Genomic DNA, 20,645 nt, shown 5'->3' with positions numbered 1-20,645 from the left:
GGAAACTCGTTTATTTCGAGCTTCCATTTTTTATATTTATTATTTTATTTGCGCGTGAATAGTCCAGACTAAATCGCCTAAATGCTCTTCATGGCTATCTTGAGAAACTTGCCCAAAGAATATTTGAGGTTGTTCCACATTCACCTGCTGAAACTCCGTGTCTTTAAAAAAGTCCTTAACCTCTTGTGGACTTTTGAAGTGAAAACTAAACGAGCTTCGAGACATTAATTTCAATAATTTACTGCTATTCCAGATAATACTGGCAAGTTTGTTTTTTACTGGTTCAGGGTAGAGATCAGTTAAATAGTGAAAATTTTTAAAAGACGAACCATGGTGCGCAATTGACTGAATCAGTTGTTTTAATAAATCTTTATCAAAATAGTTAATCAAGCCTTCACTGATTACAACCAGTGGACGGTTCGGGTCAAACACTTCAAATGCCTGAGCAAAAGCTTCTGTAAATAAATCAACTGATAAGATTTCAGGTGCATTTTTTTCAATTTGCTGTAACGCATTTTGTTTGGTTTGTGCCATATCGGGCAAATCAAGCTCCCGATAGGTAATCGAAGGGTAATGTTGCCTAAACCACCAGCCACGTGGCGATAATCCGCATGCTATTTCTAAAACTTGTAAATCAGGATTTTCTTGAATGAGTTGTTCTAAATGATGATCAAGCATGGTGTGGCGCTGTTTGAGCGTCGTGCGCATGCTACCGCCGACATACTTCTCTGCCCAAGACTCTATCGGATGAACCAAATATGCCAGTGATTTGCCTTTAGTTGTGGCAAGTGCTTCATGAGAGATCCCCATTTGATACCAGATATAACCCGTATAGTGGGCTGTAAAAGAGATATGGCGGTGTTTTGAAAGTTGTTGTGTCATTCGTCCTGAACTCGATTTATTGTTTTTGTGTGATCTTCATTATTTATAAAAATGAAGAATTTTTACTGCATTGATGTTGAATGAACCTGCATGACGGAGTCCTGTGAATTAGGTTAGCATTTTGGGATGAACTTTCAGTTGGAGTTACTTTTCTTTCGGGAAAAGTAACCAAAACCATTGTCATACGCAAAACCTGTTCACTTTCTGAATCTATCAAATATATTGAAGCAATCAATATCCTTCAGCAGATGAGCAGGTTGCGTATGACTTAACCGCGTATCAGATAGTGAATAGGTTTTTGTAGCCAATTAAAATTTTTACTAACTTAAATCGAATTTTTAAACTCTTCAATGGCTGTTTTGACAGCTTGCCACTCGTTTCCAAGCGATAAGGTTTCACCGATCTGAATTTGTGGAATTTGGCCGCGCATGCGTTCTAAACGCTCTTGGTTTGGTAGCTCTAAATCTGTAATACCTTCAAGTGCTGTACAGGCTGCACTTCGGTCATTACACACCAGCCCCATGTCGCAACCAGCTGATAGAGCTGCTTGAATACGTGTATCTGCACCACCTGCTACGCAAGCAGCCTGCATGCTTAAGTCATCAGAGAAAAGCACGCCATTAAACTTCAGGCGATTACGGAGAACTTCTTGAATCCAGAAAGGTGAAAAACCTGCTGGATTTGGATCAACTTGATCATAAATCACATGTGCAGGCATGAGCGCATCTAGCTGAGGCATAAGCTTAATGAAGCTCTGCATATCATGGTTGTAAATTTCGTCATAGCTACGACTGTCGATTGCGGCCGCAACATGCGAGTCAGCTTTTACTGAACCGTGACCCGGGAAGTGCTTGCCTGTATTTGCCATGCCGGCTTTTTTCATACCTTGCATAAATGCGCCTGCAAGCGGGGCAATATTATCAATATTTTTAGAGAAGCCACGGTCGCCAATCACATCACTAATTGCATTAAGATCTAAAACTGGTGCAAAACTAAAATCGATGCCGACAGCAAGCACTTCGGTTGCCATGAGCCAACCGCATTGCTCAGCCAGCTCAAGTGCTTTTTGAGGTTGAGTTAAATATAACTCCCCAAAACGACCCATGGCTGGTAATAGGGTAAAACCTGATCTTAGGCGCTGAACTCGACCACCTTCTTGATCGACAGCAATCAAAATATCTGGACGAATTTGACGCATATGGTCGGTTAAAGCACGCACTTGTTGTGGAGATTCAATATTTCGTGCAAATAAAATCATGCCACCGACTTGCGGAGCGCGTAATAGTTCAATATCTTCTTGAGTAAGTTCTGTGCCGGCGATGTCCAGCATCAATGCGCCAATCATATTGGTTCCATTTGAATTTTGATTGAAAAACAATAAGCGAATTTTGCAATGTTTTGCTACATTTTGTCAGTACAGAATATGATAAAACTACACGGTATAAACAATTTAGTTGGTTAAGATTTTGAATCTGCTTAGTTCATATCGAAAACAGAGCGTGTAAGATAGGAACACCCAAGGAAGTATTAAAAATTTATGAAACTTCAAACTATAGCTTGTGCAGTAGCGATCGCGACTGGCGGTTTATTCTTCTCTCATACGATGAATGAAGCGAGAGCAGCAACCAATACTGCTGCGGTTTCTCAATCAATCCAGCCAACGCAAGAACAGGCTTTGGTGGCTCGCCAACTGGCAACTTTAGTTGATCGTCAACATTATTTAAATATGCGTCTAGATGCGACCACATCAAATCGTATTCTGGATATGTATTTAGATAGTCTTGATCCAGATCACTCACTATTTTTAGACGCTGAAGTTCAAAATTATAAAAAACTATATGGTTCAAATTTTGGTGCTTCATTAAAAGCGGGGAATTTAACTGGACCGTTTGCAATTCATCAGCAATATCGTGAACGCTTAAAACAATTTTATGAGTTCATGTTAGCTGAGTTAAAACAACAGCAAAATTTAAAGCAGCCAAATAGTTATATTGAAGTTGATCGTGAAAAAGCACCGTATTTTAAAACGACTGCTGAGCAACAAAATCACTGGCGTAAAATGTTGGTTTCTCAGTTAATTAACTTAACCATTAGCCGTGAAGAAGAGCAGGCGAAACAAAAAGCACTTAAAGAAAATCCTTCACTTGCTGATGGTCAAGACTTAACTGGTCCAGAAGATTTAACGCCAGCTCAAACGTTAACTAAACGCTATACACGTCAGCTTGAAAGAATTAGTCGTGTAAAAAGCGATGACGTCTTGGACAAAACATTAAATGCAATGTTGGCGACCTATGATCCACATAGTAACTATTACCCGCCAATTGATGCGATAGAACTTAATCGCCAAACTACCTTGCAACTCGAAGGTATTGGGGTGTCGATTCGTCCAGAACGTGGCAACGAAGATTACACAAAGATTGAAACCATTGTAGAAGGTGGTCCTGCAAGTAAGTCTGGTCAAGTGAAATCAGGAGATCGAATCATTGGTGTCGCCCAAGAAGGCGAGAAAATGGTTGATGTAATCGGTTGGACAAGTTCTGAAATTGTTGGGCTTATTCGTGGTAAACGCGGAACAAAAGTCACATTAAAACTTCTTGGTGCTGGTGCATCAATGAGTCAGGCACGTAATGTGACTTTAGTACGTGATGTTATTCAAGAAGAAGATGCTGGTGTTCGTTCGCGCACAGTTGAAGTGACACGTGATGGCAAAAAGCATGTGTTGGGCGTAATTGAAATTCCATCATTCTATTTTGACTATCGTTCACGTCGTGCAGGTCAACAATACCGTTCGGTTTCTGAAGATACTGCAAATGCTTTTGAAGCGCTAAAAGCGAAGAAAGTAGAAGGTATTATTATTGACTTACGTAATGACCCGGGTGGCTCATTAGAAGAAGTTGCACGTATGTTGGGGCAGGTGATTAAGTCTGGTCCGGTGGTACAAATTCGTGATGGTAATGGCAACGTAAGCGTGTTTGAAGATAACGATGGCGGCCAGCAAATCTATACAGGCCCACTCGCGGTATTAGTGAACTTGGCATCTGCATCGGCAAGTGAGATTTACTCTGCTGCAATTCAAGATTATGAGCGCGGTATTATTATTGGTAGTACAACAACTGGTAAGGGTACAGCTCAGGTACAACTTGATACTCTGGCATATGGTCAAGCGACTTTAACTCAGCGTAAGTTCTATCGTATTACTGGTGGTAGTACACAAAATAAAGGTGTAGTGCCAGACATTAAACTCGTCGATATCTATAACGAAGAGTTTGGTGAACGTAAATCGAAGAATGCGTTGAAGTGGGACACAATTCCTACCGCACCATTTAAACGTGAAGGTTCTGTTCAGCCTTATGTGACAAAGTTGTCTCAATTCTCTGAACAACGTGTTGGCAATGATGCTCAGTTTAAATATCTAAATAAACGTACTGCGATTGCTAAGGTGACGAGTGATCAAAAACAAGTGGTACTTGATATTGATAAGCGCCGTGCTGAATTACTTGGTTTAGAGAAACAAACTTTAGATGCAGAAAATGAACGCCGTGCTGCAACGGGTCAAAAGCCTTTTGCAAACTGGGAAAGCTATCAAGCTTCATTAGATGCTCTAGCTGAATCTCGCGCTAAAATGAAAGCATCGCAACGTCCAGCGTTACCAGAAGAGGAAACTTTTGTGACTGAAGCTGCTAATGTACTCATGGATTATGCAAAATTGCAAAATCGCTAAGAGTTACTAGAATTTAAGAAAAAGCATGCTGTCATCAGTGTGCTTTTTTTATTTTTCATGTCAGTAAACTGTCATGCATTTATCATCAAAATGTCAAAAAAACTGCTTAATCTTTAAGCATGAAAATAAATACATTGATGGATGGCGCTATGCAAAGTTCATATGCGACAGCACTATTAAAACAACAGCAACTTCCTGAAAGCTTCCAATTCTTTTTTAAACAAAAGCAGCAGCTATCTAATGCACATTCATTGCATGATTTGGTGCGTCCACGTTTAAAAATTGCGATTGTGACGGAAACTTGGCCACCCGAAATCAATGGTGTGGCACTTTCATTATTACAGTTATGCCAAGGTTTACAAAAACAGGGGCATAAGATTTTACTGATTCGCCCAGAGCAAAAAGCGAAATGTCATGACTTTACGCCAGAGCAAGAATGTCTGGTGATGTCACAAGCTATTCCAAAATATCCAACTTTACAATTTGGTTGGCCACAATATTTAAAAGTATCGAAAGCTTTTGAAAAGTTTGTGCCAGATGTTGTGCACATTGTGACTGAAGGGCCGTTAGGTTTAACCGCCATGCAGGCTGCTAAGGCAAAAGCTATTCCTGTTTCGAGCGGCTTTCATTCGCCATTTCAAGACTTTAGTCGTTTCTTCGATTTGGCTTTTTTAGTCAAACCGATTCAAAAATACCTGTGCTGGTTTCACAATAACACTCAAGTAACTTGTGTGCCGAGTAAAGATACTCAAGAAGCATTACGCGGTTTTGGTATTACTTGTCCACTGGTTGTCGTTGGGCGTGGCGTAGATACAACCAGATTTTCACCGAAGTATCGCTCTGAAAATTTGCGAAAACAATGGGATGCTGATGAGAATACACGCGTTATGCTTTATGTGGGGCGTTTGTCTCCCGAAAAAGAAGTACAAGTTCTCATTGAAAGTTATGCGAACCTGCAAACCATTCAGCCAAATAAAACTAAATTGGTTATTGTAGGAGATGGCCCAGATTTTGCTCGTTTAAAGTCACTACCTGAAGCGAAGGGTGTTATCTTTACCGGAAGTCTGAGAGGTCAAGATTTGGCGGCTGCCTATGCGAGTGCAGATGTATTCGTATTTGCGAGTCAAGTTGAAACGTTTGGTAACGTAGTTTTAGAGGCAATGGCAAGCGGTTTACCAGTTATAGCGTATGATTATGCATGTGCACATCAATACTTAACACATGGTGTGAATGGCTGGTTAAGCCCACTTGGACAAAAAAACCACTTTATACAACAAATTTATCAGCTTCCTTCAGTACAACAACTTAGAGAAATGGGCGTACAAGCCTGTCATAAAGTACAGCAAAGCGGTTGGCAACTTCCGGTTCAGCAATTGGAGCAGGCATTTTATCAGGTAGTGAAGGAGCCCTCGTTGGACTTCACCTAAGTATCCTAAGATAGGAGAATGACCATGAAATTTAAGAATGCAAAAATAAAAATACTCGATTTAGATTTGAGAGGCTGTTTATATCTGAACAATTTCTCTCACTCACAACGTGTTGCCCTTTTTTTCAAAATTATCAGTCGTGTTGGTGATGGTCCATTTTGGTATCTAATGCTGGCAATCGTGTGGGGTATGCAAGGCATTACCTATAGCTTGCAAATCATCTACTTGTTGCTAGGTGGTTCTGTTGGCACAGCAATCTATAAATTTTTAAAACATAAAACAACGCGGCCACGTCCTTATCAGGTGCATCAGGTAATTGTACTTGGTGAAAGACCGCTTGATCACTTTAGTTTTCCATCAGGTCACACGCTGCATGCGGTCATGGTGACAATTGTATTGGGTTACATCCAGCCAGTTTTGCTTGCTGCCATGTTCCCATTTATGGTGCTTGTCGCTTTGTCTCGTATGGTACTGGGTCTTCATTACCCAAGTGATGTGATTGTTGGTGCGCTAATTGGTGCAGCGGTCGCGGCTACGATTATTTTTGTGGCGCCATTATTGAACATCGCTTTATAAGCATCGGTAATTTTTATCAGCTTAAGCTATCGATTAGGTTTGTGGATTTGCTAAAGTACACAGTTCGTGATTTAGCAGATTAAACAGATAGGAGCCGCTATGGGCTTACGTTGGACAGATACGATTGATATTGCCATTGAATTGTCAGAAGCACATCCAGAAGTTGATCCGCAATGGATCCGTTTTACCGATTTACATGCATGGGTGTGCGCATTGCCAGACTTCAGTGATGACCCAAATAAATCGACAGAAGGATTGCTAGAAGGCATTCAGATGGCCTGGATAGACGAAGTTCGCTAAAAACAGTAGAAAAAATCGCAACTTTTACACATTCAAAGCTGATTATTGCCTATGACATCGGTATAATGCGGCAAATTTTTTAAAGTTTAAATCTTAAAATAAAGGAGCCACTCATGGCTATTGAACGTACTTTGTCTATCGTAAAACCTGATGCAGTGTCTAAAAACCACATCGGTGAAATTTTTGCTCGTTTTGAAAAAGCGGGTTTAAAAATTGTTGCGACTAAAATGAAACACCTTTCTCAAGCTGATGCTGAAGGTTTCTATGCTGAGCATAAAGAACGTGGTTTCTTTGGTGACTTAGTTGCATTCATGACTTCTGGTCCAGTTGTAGTATCTGTTCTTGAAGGCGAAAATGCAGTTCTTGCACACCGTGAAATCTTAGGTGCTACAAACCCTAAAGAAGCTGCTCCTGGCACTATCCGTGCTGACTTCGCTGTAAGCATCGACGAAAACGCTGCTCACGGTTCTGACTCAGTTGCTTCTGCAGAGCGTGAAATTGCTTACTTCTTTGCTGACAACGAGATCTGCCCACGCACTCGTTAATCGAAAGCATTCAAACCAGATAAGTGGTATACTACTTATCTGGTTTTTTTATTCTCTTAAGAGAATATTGTTTGATTCTTGAACAATATCTTCAGTTTTTTGACATGGTTTAGGTAAATACACATGAGTTCTGCAGTGGTCGTTTCATCTGAAAATCTTGATGGACAGCAGCAATCTTCGTCCACGCCGGTAATCCCTGCTGCCGAAAATAAAGTGAATTTACTCGGCATGTCTCGTCCTGAGTTAGAAAAATTCTTTGAAGATATTGGTGAGAAGAAGTTTCGTGCCGGACAGGTCATGAAATGGATACATCAATACTTTGTTACTGACTTTGCTGAAATGACCAATATTTCAGGCAAATTACGTGCGAAGCTTGAACAGATTTGTGAAATTAAAGCACCTGAAGTGGTTCACCGTCATTACTCAAAAGATGGCACACGTAAGTGGGTGTTTCGCGTAGGTGAGGGTGCAGGTTCTTTAGTTGAAACTGTATTAATTCCTGCCGAAGATAAAACTGGATTACGTAAAACGCTTTGTATTTCCTCTCAAGTGGGCTGCGCATTAGACTGCTCATTTTGTTCAACAGGTAAACAAGGTTTCCAACGTGATTTAACACCAGATGAAATTATTGGGCAACTCTGGATGGCAAACTATTCTTATATGGAAGAAGTGCCTGTTGCCGAGCGCGAACGTTCAGTGACCAATGTTGTGATGATGGGCATGGGTGAGCCATTGCTCAACTATGATGCCGTATTAAGCTCAATGCAGATAATGCTTGATGACTTTGCTTATGGCATGTCAAAACGTCGTGTGACTTTATCAACGTCAGGTGTTGTACCAAAAATTGACCAGCTTGCGAAAGACATTGATGTGGCTTTAGCCATTTCTTTACATGCGCCAAACGATGAATTACGTAACGAATTAGTACCTATTAATAAAAAATATCCATTGGCTCAATTAATTGCAGCATGTCAGCGTTATATTGCCAAAGATGGTAATGAAAGTACGCGTAAACATGTGACGATTGAATATGTGATGTTAGAAGGCGTGAATGATCAGCCTGAACATGCACAGCAAATGATTAAATTATTAAAAAATTTACCAAGTAAAATTAACTTGATTCCGTTTAACCCGTTCCCTCATGCGCCATATGGTCGCTCAAGCCGAAATCGTATTATCTCGTTCCAAAAAACTTTGTCTGATGCGGGATTTGTGTGTACGATTCGTCAAACACGTGGTGATGATATTGATGCTGCATGTGGGCAGTTAGTAGGTCAGGTGGCTGATAGAACCCGCCGTGCTGAACAGTGGCAGAAAAAAGTCACACAGCGTCAAGAGATTTTGCGTACACAAGGATAAATTGAGGGCAGGCTTTGAGTATTCCAAAGTTAAAAACGGTCTTATGTATGGGGATTGCAGCTGCATTTCTGGTAAGTGGTTGCCAGACAACGCATACGCAAAAAAAAGACCCAGAGAAAGCGGTAAAGGTGCGTACACAACTTGCTGCTGAACATATCCGTTCAGGTGACTTGGACTCAGCAAAGCGAGCTCTTGATCAAGCTTTAAGTGTAGATAGCCGCGATGCTACTGCAAATATGATGATGGGTATTTTGCTACAGCAAGAAGGTAGCCAACCCAATTTAGAAAAAGCAGAACATTATTTTAAAAGAGCAATTTCATCTGAACCGGATAATGCTCAAGCACATAATAATTATGGTACTTATTTATATCAAATGGAGCGTTATAATGATGCGGTTGAGCAATTTCGTATTGCTGGCGCAACATTAGGTTATGACCAACGCTATCAGGCATTAGAAAATCTGGGGCGTATTTATTTAAAATTGGGTGATGTTGCGAATGCTGAAAAAACATTCAAACAAGCACTCCTTGCTAACCGCGACTCTTATATTTCAATGTTAGAGTTAGCGGAAATTTTTTATTTGCAGCAGCAGATTCCGGCTGCTACACAAATGTATGAGCAATATGTTCGTACAGTGGGGCAGAAAAATCAGGGTGCAAGAGCACTTTGGATTGGTGTAAGAGTGGCTCGAGCCAATGCGGATAAAATGGGAATGCAAGTGTTAGTAAACCAGTTACGTGCTTTGTTCCCGGAAAGTCCAGAATATCAACGTTATTTGCAATTACAGTATAGTACTGAGGCCGTATGGAAATAAATCCTAATTCACAGCAGCCAACTGGCTCAAGCTTACCGACTTCTGCTTTAGGAAATATTCAACGTCCTGGTGAGTATTTACGTCAAATTCGAGTTGCTCAGAATAAAGAGTTAGGGCAAGTTTCTTCAGATTTAAATATGCCGGTTAAGACCTTGACCGCTTTAGAGCAAGATGACTATAAATCATTGCCGGAAGCGACTTTCATTAAGGGTTATTACCGTTCATATGCAAAATATTTAAATACGGACGCGACGGCAATTATTCAGCGTTTCGATGAGATTTATGCAAATGATACTGGGCTGTTACCAAATCATGCCTTAAATAATTCGCCAATTAAAATCATGGGTAAACTCCCGGGTTCTAATAGTGATCGTAATAAGAAATGGTTAAAGCGCGCACTTCTTGCTGTTGTAATTCTTGCTGTTGTGTCATTGCTTGTTATGGGTGTCCAAAAATGGACTTCAAAGAAAGAAGATGCTGATTTACCTAAAGTAAATCAATCGAATGTTGAAGTTTTACCTATGCAAGGGGCTACCACCTCAACCGTGGGTGACCAATTGGTGTTAAACTTTAACCGACCAACTTCTGTTCATATTGTTGATGCAACAGGTAAAGTTTTGGCGACAGGTCGTCAGTCATCAACTTTAAGTTTAAATGGTGAGTCTCCATTTCAGATTCGTCTTGATGATGCAACGGCTGTGTCATTAAGTCTAAACCAAGAACAGATTTCATTGTCTCCATATACGGTAAACGGTAAAGCAGAATTCCGTTTATCCCGCTAATACCATGAGTTGAGCGATACAATGATAGAGAACCCAATTAAACGTCGACCAACACGTAAAATTCGTGTTGGTTCGGTGTATGTCGGTGGCGATGCACCTATTAGTGTGCAAAGTATGACAAATACCGAAACTTGCGATGTCGATGCAACCGTTGCTCAAATCGAGCGTTGCGTTGATGCAGGTGCTGATATTATGCGTGTTTCGGTCCCATCTATGGAGGCTGCTGAGGCATTTGGTGCGATCCGTAAACGTGTTTCAGTTCCATTGGTGGCTGATATTCACTTTGACCATAGAATTGCTCTGGCAGTTGCAGACTATGGTGCAGACTGTTTACGTATTAACCCAGGTAATATCGGCTCAGATCAGAAAGTGCGTGAAGTCGTTGCTGCGGCACGTCATCATGGCATTTCTATGCGTATTGGGGTCAATGCAGGTTCTCTAGAAAAAGATTTACAAAAGAAATATGGCGAGCCTACAGGTGAGGCGTTGCTTGAATCAGCTTTACGTCACATTGATATTTTAGACCGCCTTGATTTCCATGAGTTTAAAGTTAGCGTAAAAGCCTCAAATGTGTTTTTAACCATGGATGCTTATCGTTTACTTTCAAAGCAAATTGATAACCCATTACATCTTGGTGTGACTGAAGCTGGTATTTACCGTACAGGTACTGTGAAGTCAGCGATTGCTCTTGGTGGATTGTTGATGGAAGGTATTGGCGATACGATGCGTATTTCGCTTGCCGCCGAACCGGAAGATGAAATCAAGATTGGTTTTGATATTTTAAAATCACTTGGGCTTCGTTCTAACGGAATTAACTTTATTGCTTGCCCGAGTTGTTCACGCCAAGAATTTAACGTTATTCAGGTGATGCAAGCGTTGGAAGAACGTTTAGAAGATATTCGTACTCCAATGGATGTGTCGGTAATTGGTTGTAAGGTAAACGGTCCGGGTGAAGCAAAAGAAGCTGATATCGGGGTTGTTGGGGCTGCGCCTCGCTCATTGGTTTATCGTAATGGTGAAAAAAGCCATTTAATCGATACCGATCAATTGGTTGATGAAATCGAAACTATGGTTCGTCAACGTGTCCAAGAGCTTGAAGAAGCTAAATCTAAAGAAATTATTCGTAGTTCATCATGAGTTCAATCGTCGCAATCAAAGGTTTTAATGACATCTTGCCAACGCAAACAGTAGCGTGGAGACGTCTCGAGCAACATTTAGCATCTTTAATGGATGCTTATGGATATCAACAAATTCGTTTGCCGATCGTTGAACAAACGGGCTTGTTTAAACGTACTATTGGTGATGCTACCGATATTGTTGAAAAAGAAATGTATACCTTTTTTGACAAAGGCAATCCACCAGAGTCATTAACCTTACGCCCAGAAGGTACAGCAGGTTGTGTTCGTGCATTGGTTGAACATAATTTGTTGCGCGGTGCTACGCCACGTGTGTGGTATATGGGACCTATGTTCCGTTATGAGAAGCCACAAAAAGGACGTTACCGCCAGTTCCACCAGTTTGGCGTGGAAACTTTCGGTGTTGCGACTCCTGATATTGATGCTGAATTGATTATGTTGACCGCTCGTTTATGGAAACGTATGGGCGTTGCTGATAAGGTTCAGCTTGAGTTAAATACTTTGGGCGAAACTGATGAGCGTACAGAGTATCGTAATGCTTTAGTTGCGTTTTTAAACGAGCATAAAGATGCGTTGGATGAAGACTCACAGCGTCGTTTAACAACGAATCCATTACGTATTTTGGATTCTAAAATTGAATCTACTCAGAAAATTTTAGAAAATGCGCCAAAATTACATGACTTCTTGAAAGAAGAAAGTTTGGATCATTTTAAGCAGTTACAAGATTATTTGACAGCTGCTGGTATCCAATTTGTCATTAATCAAAAATTGGTGCGTGGTCTGGATTACTACAATAAAACCGTTTTTGAATGGACAACTACCGCTTTAGGTTCGCAAGGTACTGTATGTGCTGGCGGTCGCTACGACGGTTTAGTTGGTCAGTTAAAAGGTAAGCCAGATCAATCTGTTCCTGCTGTTGGTTTTGCGATGGGTATGGAGCGTTTATTGCTTCTACTTGAGCAGGTTGAACAGGCTCAAGTTATACGTGATTGTGAAGTCTTCTTGGTTGCAGAACCTGCTTATCAAACTAAAGCTTTGATTTTAGCGGAGCAATTACGTGACCAGTTAGAAGCTGCAAATAGCAGTATTCGAATCAAAACAGGTTCACAAGGCAGTATGAAGAGTCAGATGAAAAAAGCTGATCAGGCTGGGGCTGTTTACGCCATGATTTTAGGTGAGCGTGAATGGGAAGCACAGCAGCTTGCTATCAAAGAGTTAGCAACAGCTGAGCAGTCACAAGTTGCGCTGGCTGAGCTTGTACCATTCTTAATCGAAAAATTTACAAAATAAACTGAAACATCTGGAAAAGGACAATCACATGAGTGTAAGTGATGAAGAACAATTCGACAGCTTAAAGTCGTTCGCCAAAAAATATGGTTCTGCCATGATTAGCGGGATTCTCATTGCATTGATTGCCTTTTTTGGGTGGGAATATTGGCAAAAAAGAAATCTTGCGAGCAGCCAGACAGAAACTGCAAAAGTACAGCAGTTAATGGATGAGGCAAATGCAAGTGCTGATAATCCTAATGCTTTAACTTCGGTCACTGCATCGGCAGATAAAATCGTAAAAGATGATATCGATTCTGTTCAGGCGATACAGACTCAGTTTGTATTAGCAAAATTAGCCTATGAAAAACAAGACTATGCTGCTGCTGAAAAAGCATTGAAGAAAGTCGAAAATTCAAAAGTAAAAGATGAAGGTTTGATTCAGGTTGTAAAATTGCGTTTAGCAGATGCACAATTGGCGCAAAACAAATATGATGAAGCACTAAAAACCTTGTCTGGTAACGTCGATCCTGCATTTAAAGCAACAGTAGAAGAGTTACGTGGTGATATCTTTGTTGCTAAGAAAGATATTGATTCTGCTAAAAAAGCGTATCAGGCAGCATGGGATTCGTTACTGGAACGTAAACAAGAACGACAAATTTTACAAATTAAACTCGAAAGTGTTGGCGTTTTAGTTGAAGATCCACAGATTGAGCGCCCAATTTTGGAAACACAGGTGGAAGAGTCTTAATGAATCAGAAATTCAAACTGCCTTTGGCAATTGCAATCGCATCAGCTGTACTGGTGGGATGTTCTAGCAACAAAGTAAAAGAAGCAAAACCAAATCCACTACCGAAATTGACTGAGTCGAAAAAGACTCTAGTACCCGTGTTTTCGCGCAGTGTTTCTTCTACTGATAAGGCAGATCCGTTACGTTTGCAGCTTGATGCAAGTGAGGGCGTGGTCTTTACGCTTGACCCAAAAGGTGAAGTCGCTGCATATCGTGGTAAGCAGCGTCTTTGGGAGAAAAAAGTCAGCAAATTAGGCTTGAGCTCTGGTGTTGAAGCTGCTGAAGGAATTGTTGTTGTTGGTAATAGTAAAGGTCAACTTTTTGCTTTAGATCAGGCAACAGGTGAACAAAAGTGGACTGCGCAGTTATCTGGTGCACTATTAAGTCCTTCTTTAGTTCAGTCTGGACGCGTTATTACCATTGCTAATGATGGTACTGTATTTGCGCATGATGCTGGTTCAGGCCAACAAGTTTGGGCTTATAAATTACCAAATGTCCAATTTAGTTTACGTGGTCAGGCGTCACCGGTGAGTCTTGACCCGCGTACCGTATTAATCGCATCTGCGAATGCGTATGTTTATGCAATTGATACGATTAGTGGTATTCCACGTTTCCAACGTCGTGTTGCGGTAAGTGAAGGTCGTTCTGATATTCAACGTTTGATTGATATCGATGGTGATCCTACTGTTGCTGGACAGTTTATGGTAACTACAAGTTTCCAAGGGCAAGTGACTGTAACTGATCTAGCTTCGCAACGTGTAGTTTGGAGTGAAGACTCAAGCAGCACGAAGCGTCCAGAAGTTTATGACAATAAAGTATTTGTTTCATCAACTGATGGTAAGTTAACTGCTTATGATTTAACGACAGGCGAACAAGTTTGGCAAAATGATAGTTTATTAAACCGTCATTTAAGTAACCCTGTTGTGTTGGGATCGGACCTTATTGTTGGTGATTTAGATGGCGTATTACATCTTGTTGACCCTGCAACAGGTAAGTTGATTGGTCGTTCAAAAACAAGTGGTGAGGTCAATACATTACGTGTTATTGAGAACCAACTTTACGTTTCGACCAGAAAAGGCGATTTAAGTATTTGGCAGAATCGTTAATTTCGTTTGCTTGTGCTAAAATAGCCGCTTAACAAATTACGCTGTTAAAAAAATATCGGGGTGTTTGAATTAAATCAGTTCAAAGCCCCGTCTTTTATTATGGTCATATCTGACCTTAAAATATATCTCCTGTATTGTTTCTAATGCTCATGCCATGAGATATGGCTGGGCTTGAATTAAGGTTATTGTATGAAACCCGTTATTGCGCTCATTGGTCGTCCGAATGTCGGAAAATCAACGTTATTTAACCAGATTACCAAGAGTCGTGATGCACTTGTAGCCGACTTCGCGGGTCTGACTCGTGACCGTAAATATGGTGATGCGACTTATCAAAATAAGTCTTTCATTGTTGTTGATACTGGTGGTATCGGTGAGAGCGAAGGCGGTATCGATAACTACATGGCCGAGCAGTCAAAAACAGCGATCAATGAAGCAGATATTATTATTTTTGTGGTTGATGCTCGTGCGGGATTGTTAGCTTCTGATGAGCAAATTGCTCGTGAACTACGTACTTTAGGCAAGAAAATTTATCTTGTTGCGAACAAGGTAGATGGTGTTCATGCTGAAGCAGCTTTGGTTGAGTTCTATAAACTTGGTATGGGTGAACCATTACAAGTTGCCGCTAGCCATGGTCGTGGCGTACAGCAAATGCTGGAAGATGTACTTGCGGAAGTTCCAGAAGATGAAAATCCTGAAGAACATGACAAAGATACTGGCTTACGTTTAGCAATTATTGGTCGTCCTAACGTTGGTAAGTCAACACTGGTCAACCGTTTGCTTGGTGAAGACCGTGTGGTGGCATTTGACCAACCAGGTACAACGCGTGACTCGATTTACATTCCTTTTGAGCGTGAAGGCCGTAAATACACTTTAATTGATACAGCAGGTGTGCGTCGTAAAGGTAAGGTTGATGAAATGATTGAGAAGTTCTCAATTGTTAAAACTTTGCAAGCAATGAAAGATGCACATGTTGTCGTAGTTGTAGTCGATGCGCGTGAAGGTATTGTTGAGCAAGACTTGCATTTAATTGGCTATGCGCTTGAAGCTGGTCGTGCCATGGTTATTGCCATCAACAAATGGGATAACATGTCTGAATATGACCGCAAGCAATGTAAGCTTGATGTTGAGCGTCGTTTTGACTTTATTCCATGGGCAAAAATCCATTTAATTTCTGCTTTACATGGAACTGGGGTAGGTGATTTATATCCTTCTATCCACCGTGCTTATGAGTCTGCGAACTTAAAAGTATCACCAGCTAAATTGACTCAAATTTTGAGTGATGCGACAGAAGCCCATCAACCACCAATGATTAGCGGTCGTCGTATTAAAATGCGTTATGCACATATGGGTGGTCAGAATCCACCGACTATTGTGATTCATGGTAATAAGGTTGATAAGACACCTGCCGATTATCGCCGTTATTTAGAAAACGTGTTCCGTAAAGTGTATAAACTCGAAGGTACACCAGTTCGTATTGACTTTAAAACTTCTGAAAACCCGTTTGAAGGTCGTAAGAGTCAGGTTGATGAACGTACTGCTGCACGTCGCCGTCGTTATATTCAGAAATTTAAGAAAGCAGAGAAAAAATTTAACCGTTAAGTTTTTTACTGTTCAAAAACCCAAAGTTTTCTTTGGGTTTTTTTTGCAAATAAATGAGCTACTCCGAAGAGTTATGAAAAAGTGTGAGTGATAAACGTAATTTTTTGTAAATTTTATAACGAATGCTATAATCAGCATCTTTATAAAATAATTTATATTTCGACAGAATAATGCGGCTTAGGGTTCATTTTTTAGCATGGTAACATTACATCTTGCTCAGCTTATATTTACACATGCTCAGCCTTCCTATGCGGCTCTCGACTGCATCCCAGCTATGCAGCGTAGACGTTTATCACCATTGGCCAAACTTGCTTTAAATAGTACGATCGGTGCATTAGAAGATAGTAAGGCCGATTATATTGTTTGGGTATCAAAATATGGTGATGAGGCAAAAACGTTAAATATCTTGCAAGACGTTTTAAATGATCAAACTCCATCGCCAACACAATTTTCAACGTCTGTTCATAATGCAATTTCGGGCCTCTACTCGATTTTATGTCAGGATGATACTCCCTCTACAAGCTTAAGCTGTTCATGGACTGAAGGTTTGATTGAGGCTTATGCACTTTTAAAGTCAATGCCTGAGATTAAGCGGGTCTTAGTCGTCGCTTATGATGAGCCATTACCTAATATTTATGCTGAGGCAGTCGATTTTTCTGCCTATGCGATGGCTGCTGTCGTTACTTTAGAGCAACCTAATTTACAAATTACTGCGTGGACGCATATAGATGAAGCAGATGCTCCTGCTTTTGCTCATTTTTGGCAGGATGCTGACCAGTTAACATCTGCATTTGGGTGGAACAAATGCTAAATCTTAAAAATCTCAAGCAAAAAAGTAATTATTGCTGGCGTGTGGCTGCTACTGGCTTTAGTTTTGCCAGTTTTGGGCTGGGTGGTATGGCAATTGCCTCAGTGATTGCACCCGTACTCAATGCAACCACTTCTGATCCGCAAAAGCGGCAGCAACGTGCGCAAAATGTGATTAAACATAGTTTTAAAGGCTTTACCGACATGATGGTCAAACTCGGCATCATGACTTATTCGGTAGAGGGGCTAGAAAAACTACAAAATAGTCGCCAAGAGCTGGTGATTGCCAATCATCCGACTTTGATTGATGTTGTAGTACTAATTGGTATGATGCAGCAGGCTAATTGCGTCGTGAAGCAGTCTCTTTGGTCGAACCCATTTACCAAAGGACCCGTACAAAGCGCAGGTTATATTTTAAATGCAGGTTCTCAGCAGTTTGTTGAAGACTGTGTAAAGCGTCTAAAAGAAAATAATGCGGCTTCTCTTTTAATTTTTCCAGAAGGAACGCGCACTGAAAAAGGGATGACCTTAAACGAGTTTCAGCGAGGCGCAGCCAATATTGCCATTCGTGCAAATGTACCAATTCGCCCAGTAATTATTACTTGTACACCATCAACTTTAACCAAGAATGAAAAATGGTACCACGTACCATCTCAACCATTTCATATCGAGGTCAAGGTATTAGATGCTGTGCAAGTATCAGATCTGTTAGATGATTTAACAGTAGGACCTAAACAAGTTCGTCAGTTAAGTCGTAGTTTTTATAAAATTTTTGATGAAGAGTTATCTTGAAATGAGCAATCTTGCTGATGAACTAAAGCAAATGATTATTGATGTTCTAGCACTAGAAGATATTACTATTGCCGATATTGATACAGAAGCTCCATTATTTGGAGAAGGTTTAGGATTAGACTCGATTGATGCACTTGAGTTGGGACTGGCTTTGAAAAAGCGTTACAACATTCATTTAAATGCAGAATCGGATGAAACCAAACAGCATTTTAAGTCAATCCAGAGCTTGGTTGCTTTAGTTGAAGCACAACAGAAGTCATAAGGAGCATGATGATGTTATCTCAAGAGCAAGTACTAACTAAACTCCGCGAATGGATGGAAGATTTGTTTGAAATTGAACCGGAGACTGTTCAACTCGATTCGAACCTTTATTCAGACCTTGATGTCGACAGTATTGATGCGGTTGATTTAGTTGTAAAAATTAAAGAGTTAACAGGTAAGCAAGTAAAGCCTGAAGACTTTAAAAATGTGAGAACCGTACTTGATGTGGTGACGGTTATTCAAAACATGACTGCTGAATGAAGTTTATTCTTAAAGGGATAATGACGGCACTTTTTGTGCTATATCCCTTTATTGTGGGTTGGAGTTTGAGTCACGGCCAATTTGTCTGGGTGAGTGCTTTACTCATCGGGTTGGGTGTCATCAGACTTTTTAGCAAAGGCAACTCGTTATTATGGCCATTAACGGGTTTTGCCATCGTTTGCGGTAGCCTTAGTTTATTGTCACATGATCATGCTTGGCTAAAGCTATATCCAGTGGGTATGAGTTTAGGTGCATTAATTATTTTTGCGCTGACGCTCATTAAGCCGCCGTCTATGATTGAGCGCTTTGCCCGACTCGTTGAACCTGATTTACCTGCTTCTGGCGTACAGTGGACCAGACAGGTCACTAAAGTTTGGTGTGTTTTCTTTTTTTGTAATGCACTGATTGCTTTAAGCACTGTGCTTTTTACCTCAACTCAGGTTTGGGTCATTTATAATGGCTTTATTTCTTATGTGCTGATGGGCATCTTGTTCCTTGGTGAATTTATTTTACGTAAGCGACATCAGCGTTTACATTCTTCAAATCATTAATTAAAAACTATGTATTGCCATTTTCAGAAATTCATCGATTCATCTCAGCCACTTTGTATAGACGGTACTCTAAACTCGACCAGTTTTAATCAATTTTGGCAAGATGTGGCGGTACAAGCTGCTGCAATTGCTCAAATGGAAAATCTAACTTGGGCTTTATGGGAAGCAGATAGTTATGAATTTCTGGTTTTATTCTTTGCTGCTTTGTTAGCGAAAAAGCAAATACTTTTGCCACCCAATCGAGTGCGTGAATTAGAACAGGATTTTTCAGCACAGCAGATCTATTTTTTAAAGCGTCAAGAAATTGGAGAGGTTGTTCCTTTATCTTTAATGTTAGACGATACTTTTTTAGAGCAGGCTCAACTCTATTTTTATACTTCGGGTTCAACTGGGGAACCTAAAAAAATTCCAAGAACACTTAGACAATTACTTAACGAAGTCCAAGGGTTGAGTCAGAGTTTTAGCTTTGATGAACATGCAACTGCGATTGCAACAGTTAGTCATCAACATATTTATGGATTACTGTTTAAATTACTACTACCACTTGCTACAGGTCGAAGTTTTTATAATCCTCAAATGGCATTCCCTGAAGATGTGGTACAAGCCCAAAAACAATTAGAAACAATGGGGTTAAGCAATTATTTGATCTCAAGTCCTGCTTTATTAAAACGCTGGACAACCGATGTTATTTTACAACACTGCCAGATGGTCTTTAGTTCCGGGGGCAAGCTAGAAAGTGGTGTTCGCCCTTTACTAAATCGTCCGATTATTGAAGTTTTGGGAAGTTCGGAAACTGGTGGTATTGCCCATCGCGCTAAAGATGAAGATGCTTGGACTGCATTTAGTAATGTGGCTATTCGTATTGAAGATCAACAGCTTATGGTCAAGAGTAATCATGCCTTCGAGAATGATTGGATTACCACAGGTGACGGTGCGGCATGGACAGATGCAACATGTCAGATCTTTAAGCTGCTGGGGCGTACAGATCGAATTGTAAAACTTGAAGAAAAGCGTTTAAGTCTAGATGCGATCGAGCAAAGTATCCAAGCTTTAGATGTCGTAAAGCAATGCCATGTATTGGTATTTGAACATGAGCAACGCCAAATGTTGGGTTGTATTGTCGTTCTAACAGAACAAGCTCATGAACAATTACAGCAACAGGGTAAGTCCGCTTTTGTCAGCCATTTAAAACAACAGTTAAAAGACAGCTTGGAAACGATCGCAATTCCTCGTCAATGGCGTTTCCTCAGTCAGTTACCACAAAATACTCAGTCCAAACTCAATAAAAACTATTTGAAAACTCTATTTAAGCCTATGTTACAACCCGTGGTGCTGTCACAGTCTCAAAATTCAGATAATCACATTTGGGAGTTAGAATTTCCACCTGAGTTGGCTTGTTTTAAAGGGCATTTCCCAACACAGCCCATTTATCCTGGGGTTGGGCAAATAGGGTTTTTACAACAATTTGCTAAATCAATTTGGTCTGATTTGAGCTGGTGTCAGGGGTATGAGCAGTTAAAATTTCAAAACCTAATTCGTCCGTATGCCGTGGTACAACTCAAGCTTGCTCGAAAAGAGCATAAAGTGAGTTTTGAACTACGTGTTTCAGAACAGATTCTGGCTTCAGGCCGATTATTATTTGCCTTGCAAATAGAGGTAGAGGATTAAA

Annotated in this window: 21 protein-coding genes; 19 read left to right on the top strand and 2 right to left on the bottom strand. The window is 40.5% G+C overall.

Features of this window, described 5'->3' with window-relative positions; translation table 11 throughout:
• Positions 1-39: 39 nt before the first annotated feature.
• Together J663_RS09935 and nagZ are read right to left on the bottom strand one after the other, a co-directional pair.
• Complete coding sequence (locus J663_RS09935) at positions 40-882, bottom strand: class I SAM-dependent methyltransferase (protein WP_033849440.1); 843 nt, start codon at positions 880-882, stop codon at positions 40-42.
• A 325-nt stretch (positions 883-1,207) separates the two neighbouring features.
• On the bottom strand, positions 1,208-2,227 hold the full coding sequence (gene nagZ / locus J663_RS09930; protein WP_033849439.1) for a beta-N-acetylhexosaminidase: 1,020 nt from the start codon (positions 2,225-2,227) through the stop codon (positions 1,208-1,210).
• A 192-nt stretch (positions 2,228-2,419) separates the two neighbouring features.
• Here nagZ and J663_RS09925 point away from each other — a divergent pair, with 192 nt between their 5' ends.
• From J663_RS09925 to J663_RS09835, 19 genes are all read left to right on the top strand, one after another.
• Positions 2,420-4,603 carry a carboxy terminal-processing peptidase gene (locus J663_RS09925; RefSeq protein WP_033849437.1) on the top strand — a complete coding sequence of 728 codons (2,184 nt, stop codon included), beginning with the start codon at positions 2,420-2,422 and terminating at the stop codon, positions 4,601-4,603.
• Positions 4,604-4,740: 137 nt separating this feature from the next.
• Entirely contained in the window at positions 4,741-6,030 is a 1,290-nt protein-coding gene (locus J663_RS09920; protein WP_081404694.1) for a glycosyltransferase family 4 protein, read from the top strand.
• Positions 6,031-6,054: 24 nt separating this feature from the next.
• Positions 6,055-6,606, top strand: a complete 552-nt coding sequence (locus J663_RS09915) for a phosphatase PAP2 family protein (protein ID WP_017482038.1) — start codon at positions 6,055-6,057, stop codon at positions 6,604-6,606.
• Positions 6,607-6,705: 99 nt separating this feature from the next.
• Positions 6,706-6,906, top strand: coding sequence for a Fe-S cluster assembly protein IscX (iscX, locus tag J663_RS09910; protein ID WP_004698764.1), 201 nt, complete (start codon positions 6,706-6,708; stop codon positions 6,904-6,906).
• A gap of 113 nt (positions 6,907-7,019) precedes the next feature.
• Entirely contained in the window at positions 7,020-7,451 is a 432-nt protein-coding gene (ndk, locus tag J663_RS09905; protein WP_000963851.1) for a nucleoside-diphosphate kinase, read from the top strand.
• Between the two features lie 123 nt (positions 7,452-7,574).
• Positions 7,575-8,810 (top strand): 23S rRNA (adenine(2503)-C(2))-methyltransferase RlmN, encoded by a 1,236-nt coding sequence (gene rlmN, locus J663_RS09900; protein ID WP_002115097.1) that lies wholly within the window; start codon positions 7,575-7,577, stop codon positions 8,808-8,810.
• 14 nt (positions 8,811-8,824) lie between these two features.
• A complete protein-coding gene (gene pilW, locus J663_RS09895; RefSeq protein ID WP_212771399.1) occupies positions 8,825-9,625 on the top strand; it encodes a type IV pilus biogenesis/stability protein PilW in 801 nt (266 codons plus the stop codon).
• On the top strand, positions 9,616-10,407 hold the full coding sequence (locus J663_RS09890; RefSeq protein WP_033849429.1) for a helix-turn-helix domain-containing protein: 792 nt from the start codon (positions 9,616-9,618) through the stop codon (positions 10,405-10,407). The genes pilW and J663_RS09890 overlap by 10 nt, the downstream gene beginning before the upstream one ends.
• A 21-nt stretch (positions 10,408-10,428) precedes the next feature.
• Positions 10,429-11,544 (top strand): flavodoxin-dependent (E)-4-hydroxy-3-methylbut-2-enyl-diphosphate synthase, encoded by a 1,116-nt coding sequence (gene ispG, locus J663_RS09885; RefSeq protein WP_033849427.1) that lies wholly within the window; start codon positions 10,429-10,431, stop codon positions 11,542-11,544.
• Complete coding sequence (hisS, locus tag J663_RS09880) at positions 11,541-12,833, top strand: histidine--tRNA ligase (protein ID WP_033849425.1); 1,293 nt, start codon at positions 11,541-11,543, stop codon at positions 12,831-12,833. Before ispG ends, hisS begins: the two co-directional genes overlap by 4 nt.
• Positions 12,834-12,861: 28 nt before the next feature.
• Positions 12,862-13,560, top strand: coding sequence for a YfgM family protein (locus J663_RS09875; RefSeq protein WP_017398816.1), 699 nt, complete (start codon positions 12,862-12,864; stop codon positions 13,558-13,560).
• Entirely contained in the window at positions 13,560-14,705 is a 1,146-nt protein-coding gene (gene bamB / locus J663_RS09870) for an outer membrane protein assembly factor BamB (RefSeq protein ID WP_032005187.1), read from the top strand. Before J663_RS09875 ends, bamB begins: the two co-directional genes overlap by 1 nt.
• A gap of 189 nt (positions 14,706-14,894) precedes the next feature.
• Complete coding sequence (der, locus tag J663_RS09865; RefSeq protein WP_005066184.1) at positions 14,895-16,304, top strand: ribosome biogenesis GTPase Der; 1,410 nt, start codon at positions 14,895-14,897, stop codon at positions 16,302-16,304.
• Between the two features lie 196 nt (positions 16,305-16,500).
• On the top strand, positions 16,501-17,115 hold the full coding sequence (locus tag J663_RS09860) for a beta-ketoacyl synthase chain length factor (protein WP_033849423.1): 615 nt from the start codon (positions 16,501-16,503) through the stop codon (positions 17,113-17,115).
• Positions 17,100-17,903, top strand: coding sequence for a lysophospholipid acyltransferase family protein (locus J663_RS09855; protein ID WP_014208347.1), 804 nt, complete (start codon positions 17,100-17,102; stop codon positions 17,901-17,903). Before J663_RS09860 ends, J663_RS09855 begins: the two co-directional genes overlap by 16 nt.
• A 1-nt stretch (position 17,904) precedes the next feature.
• Complete coding sequence (locus J663_RS09850) at positions 17,905-18,165, top strand: phosphopantetheine-binding protein (RefSeq protein ID WP_000067033.1); 261 nt, start codon at positions 17,905-17,907, stop codon at positions 18,163-18,165.
• Positions 18,166-18,170: 5 nt separating this feature from the next.
• Complete coding sequence (locus J663_RS09845) at positions 18,171-18,425, top strand: acyl carrier protein (protein WP_001987856.1); 255 nt, start codon at positions 18,171-18,173, stop codon at positions 18,423-18,425.
• A complete protein-coding gene (locus J663_RS09840) occupies positions 18,422-18,976 on the top strand; it encodes a septation protein IspZ (protein ID WP_000668777.1) in 555 nt (184 codons plus the stop codon). Before J663_RS09845 ends, J663_RS09840 begins: the two co-directional genes overlap by 4 nt.
• Before the next feature lie 9 nt (positions 18,977-18,985).
• Positions 18,986-20,644 (top strand): AMP-binding protein, encoded by a 1,659-nt coding sequence (locus tag J663_RS09835; protein ID WP_033849420.1) that lies wholly within the window; start codon positions 18,986-18,988, stop codon positions 20,642-20,644.
• The last annotated feature ends 1 nt before the right edge of the window (position 20,645 follow it).

Source organism: Acinetobacter sp. 826659, from assembly GCF_000588515.1.
Taxonomy (GTDB): Bacteria; Pseudomonadota; Gammaproteobacteria; order Pseudomonadales; family Moraxellaceae; genus Acinetobacter; species Acinetobacter pittii.
This window is presented reverse-complemented; position numbering and strand designations above follow the sequence as displayed.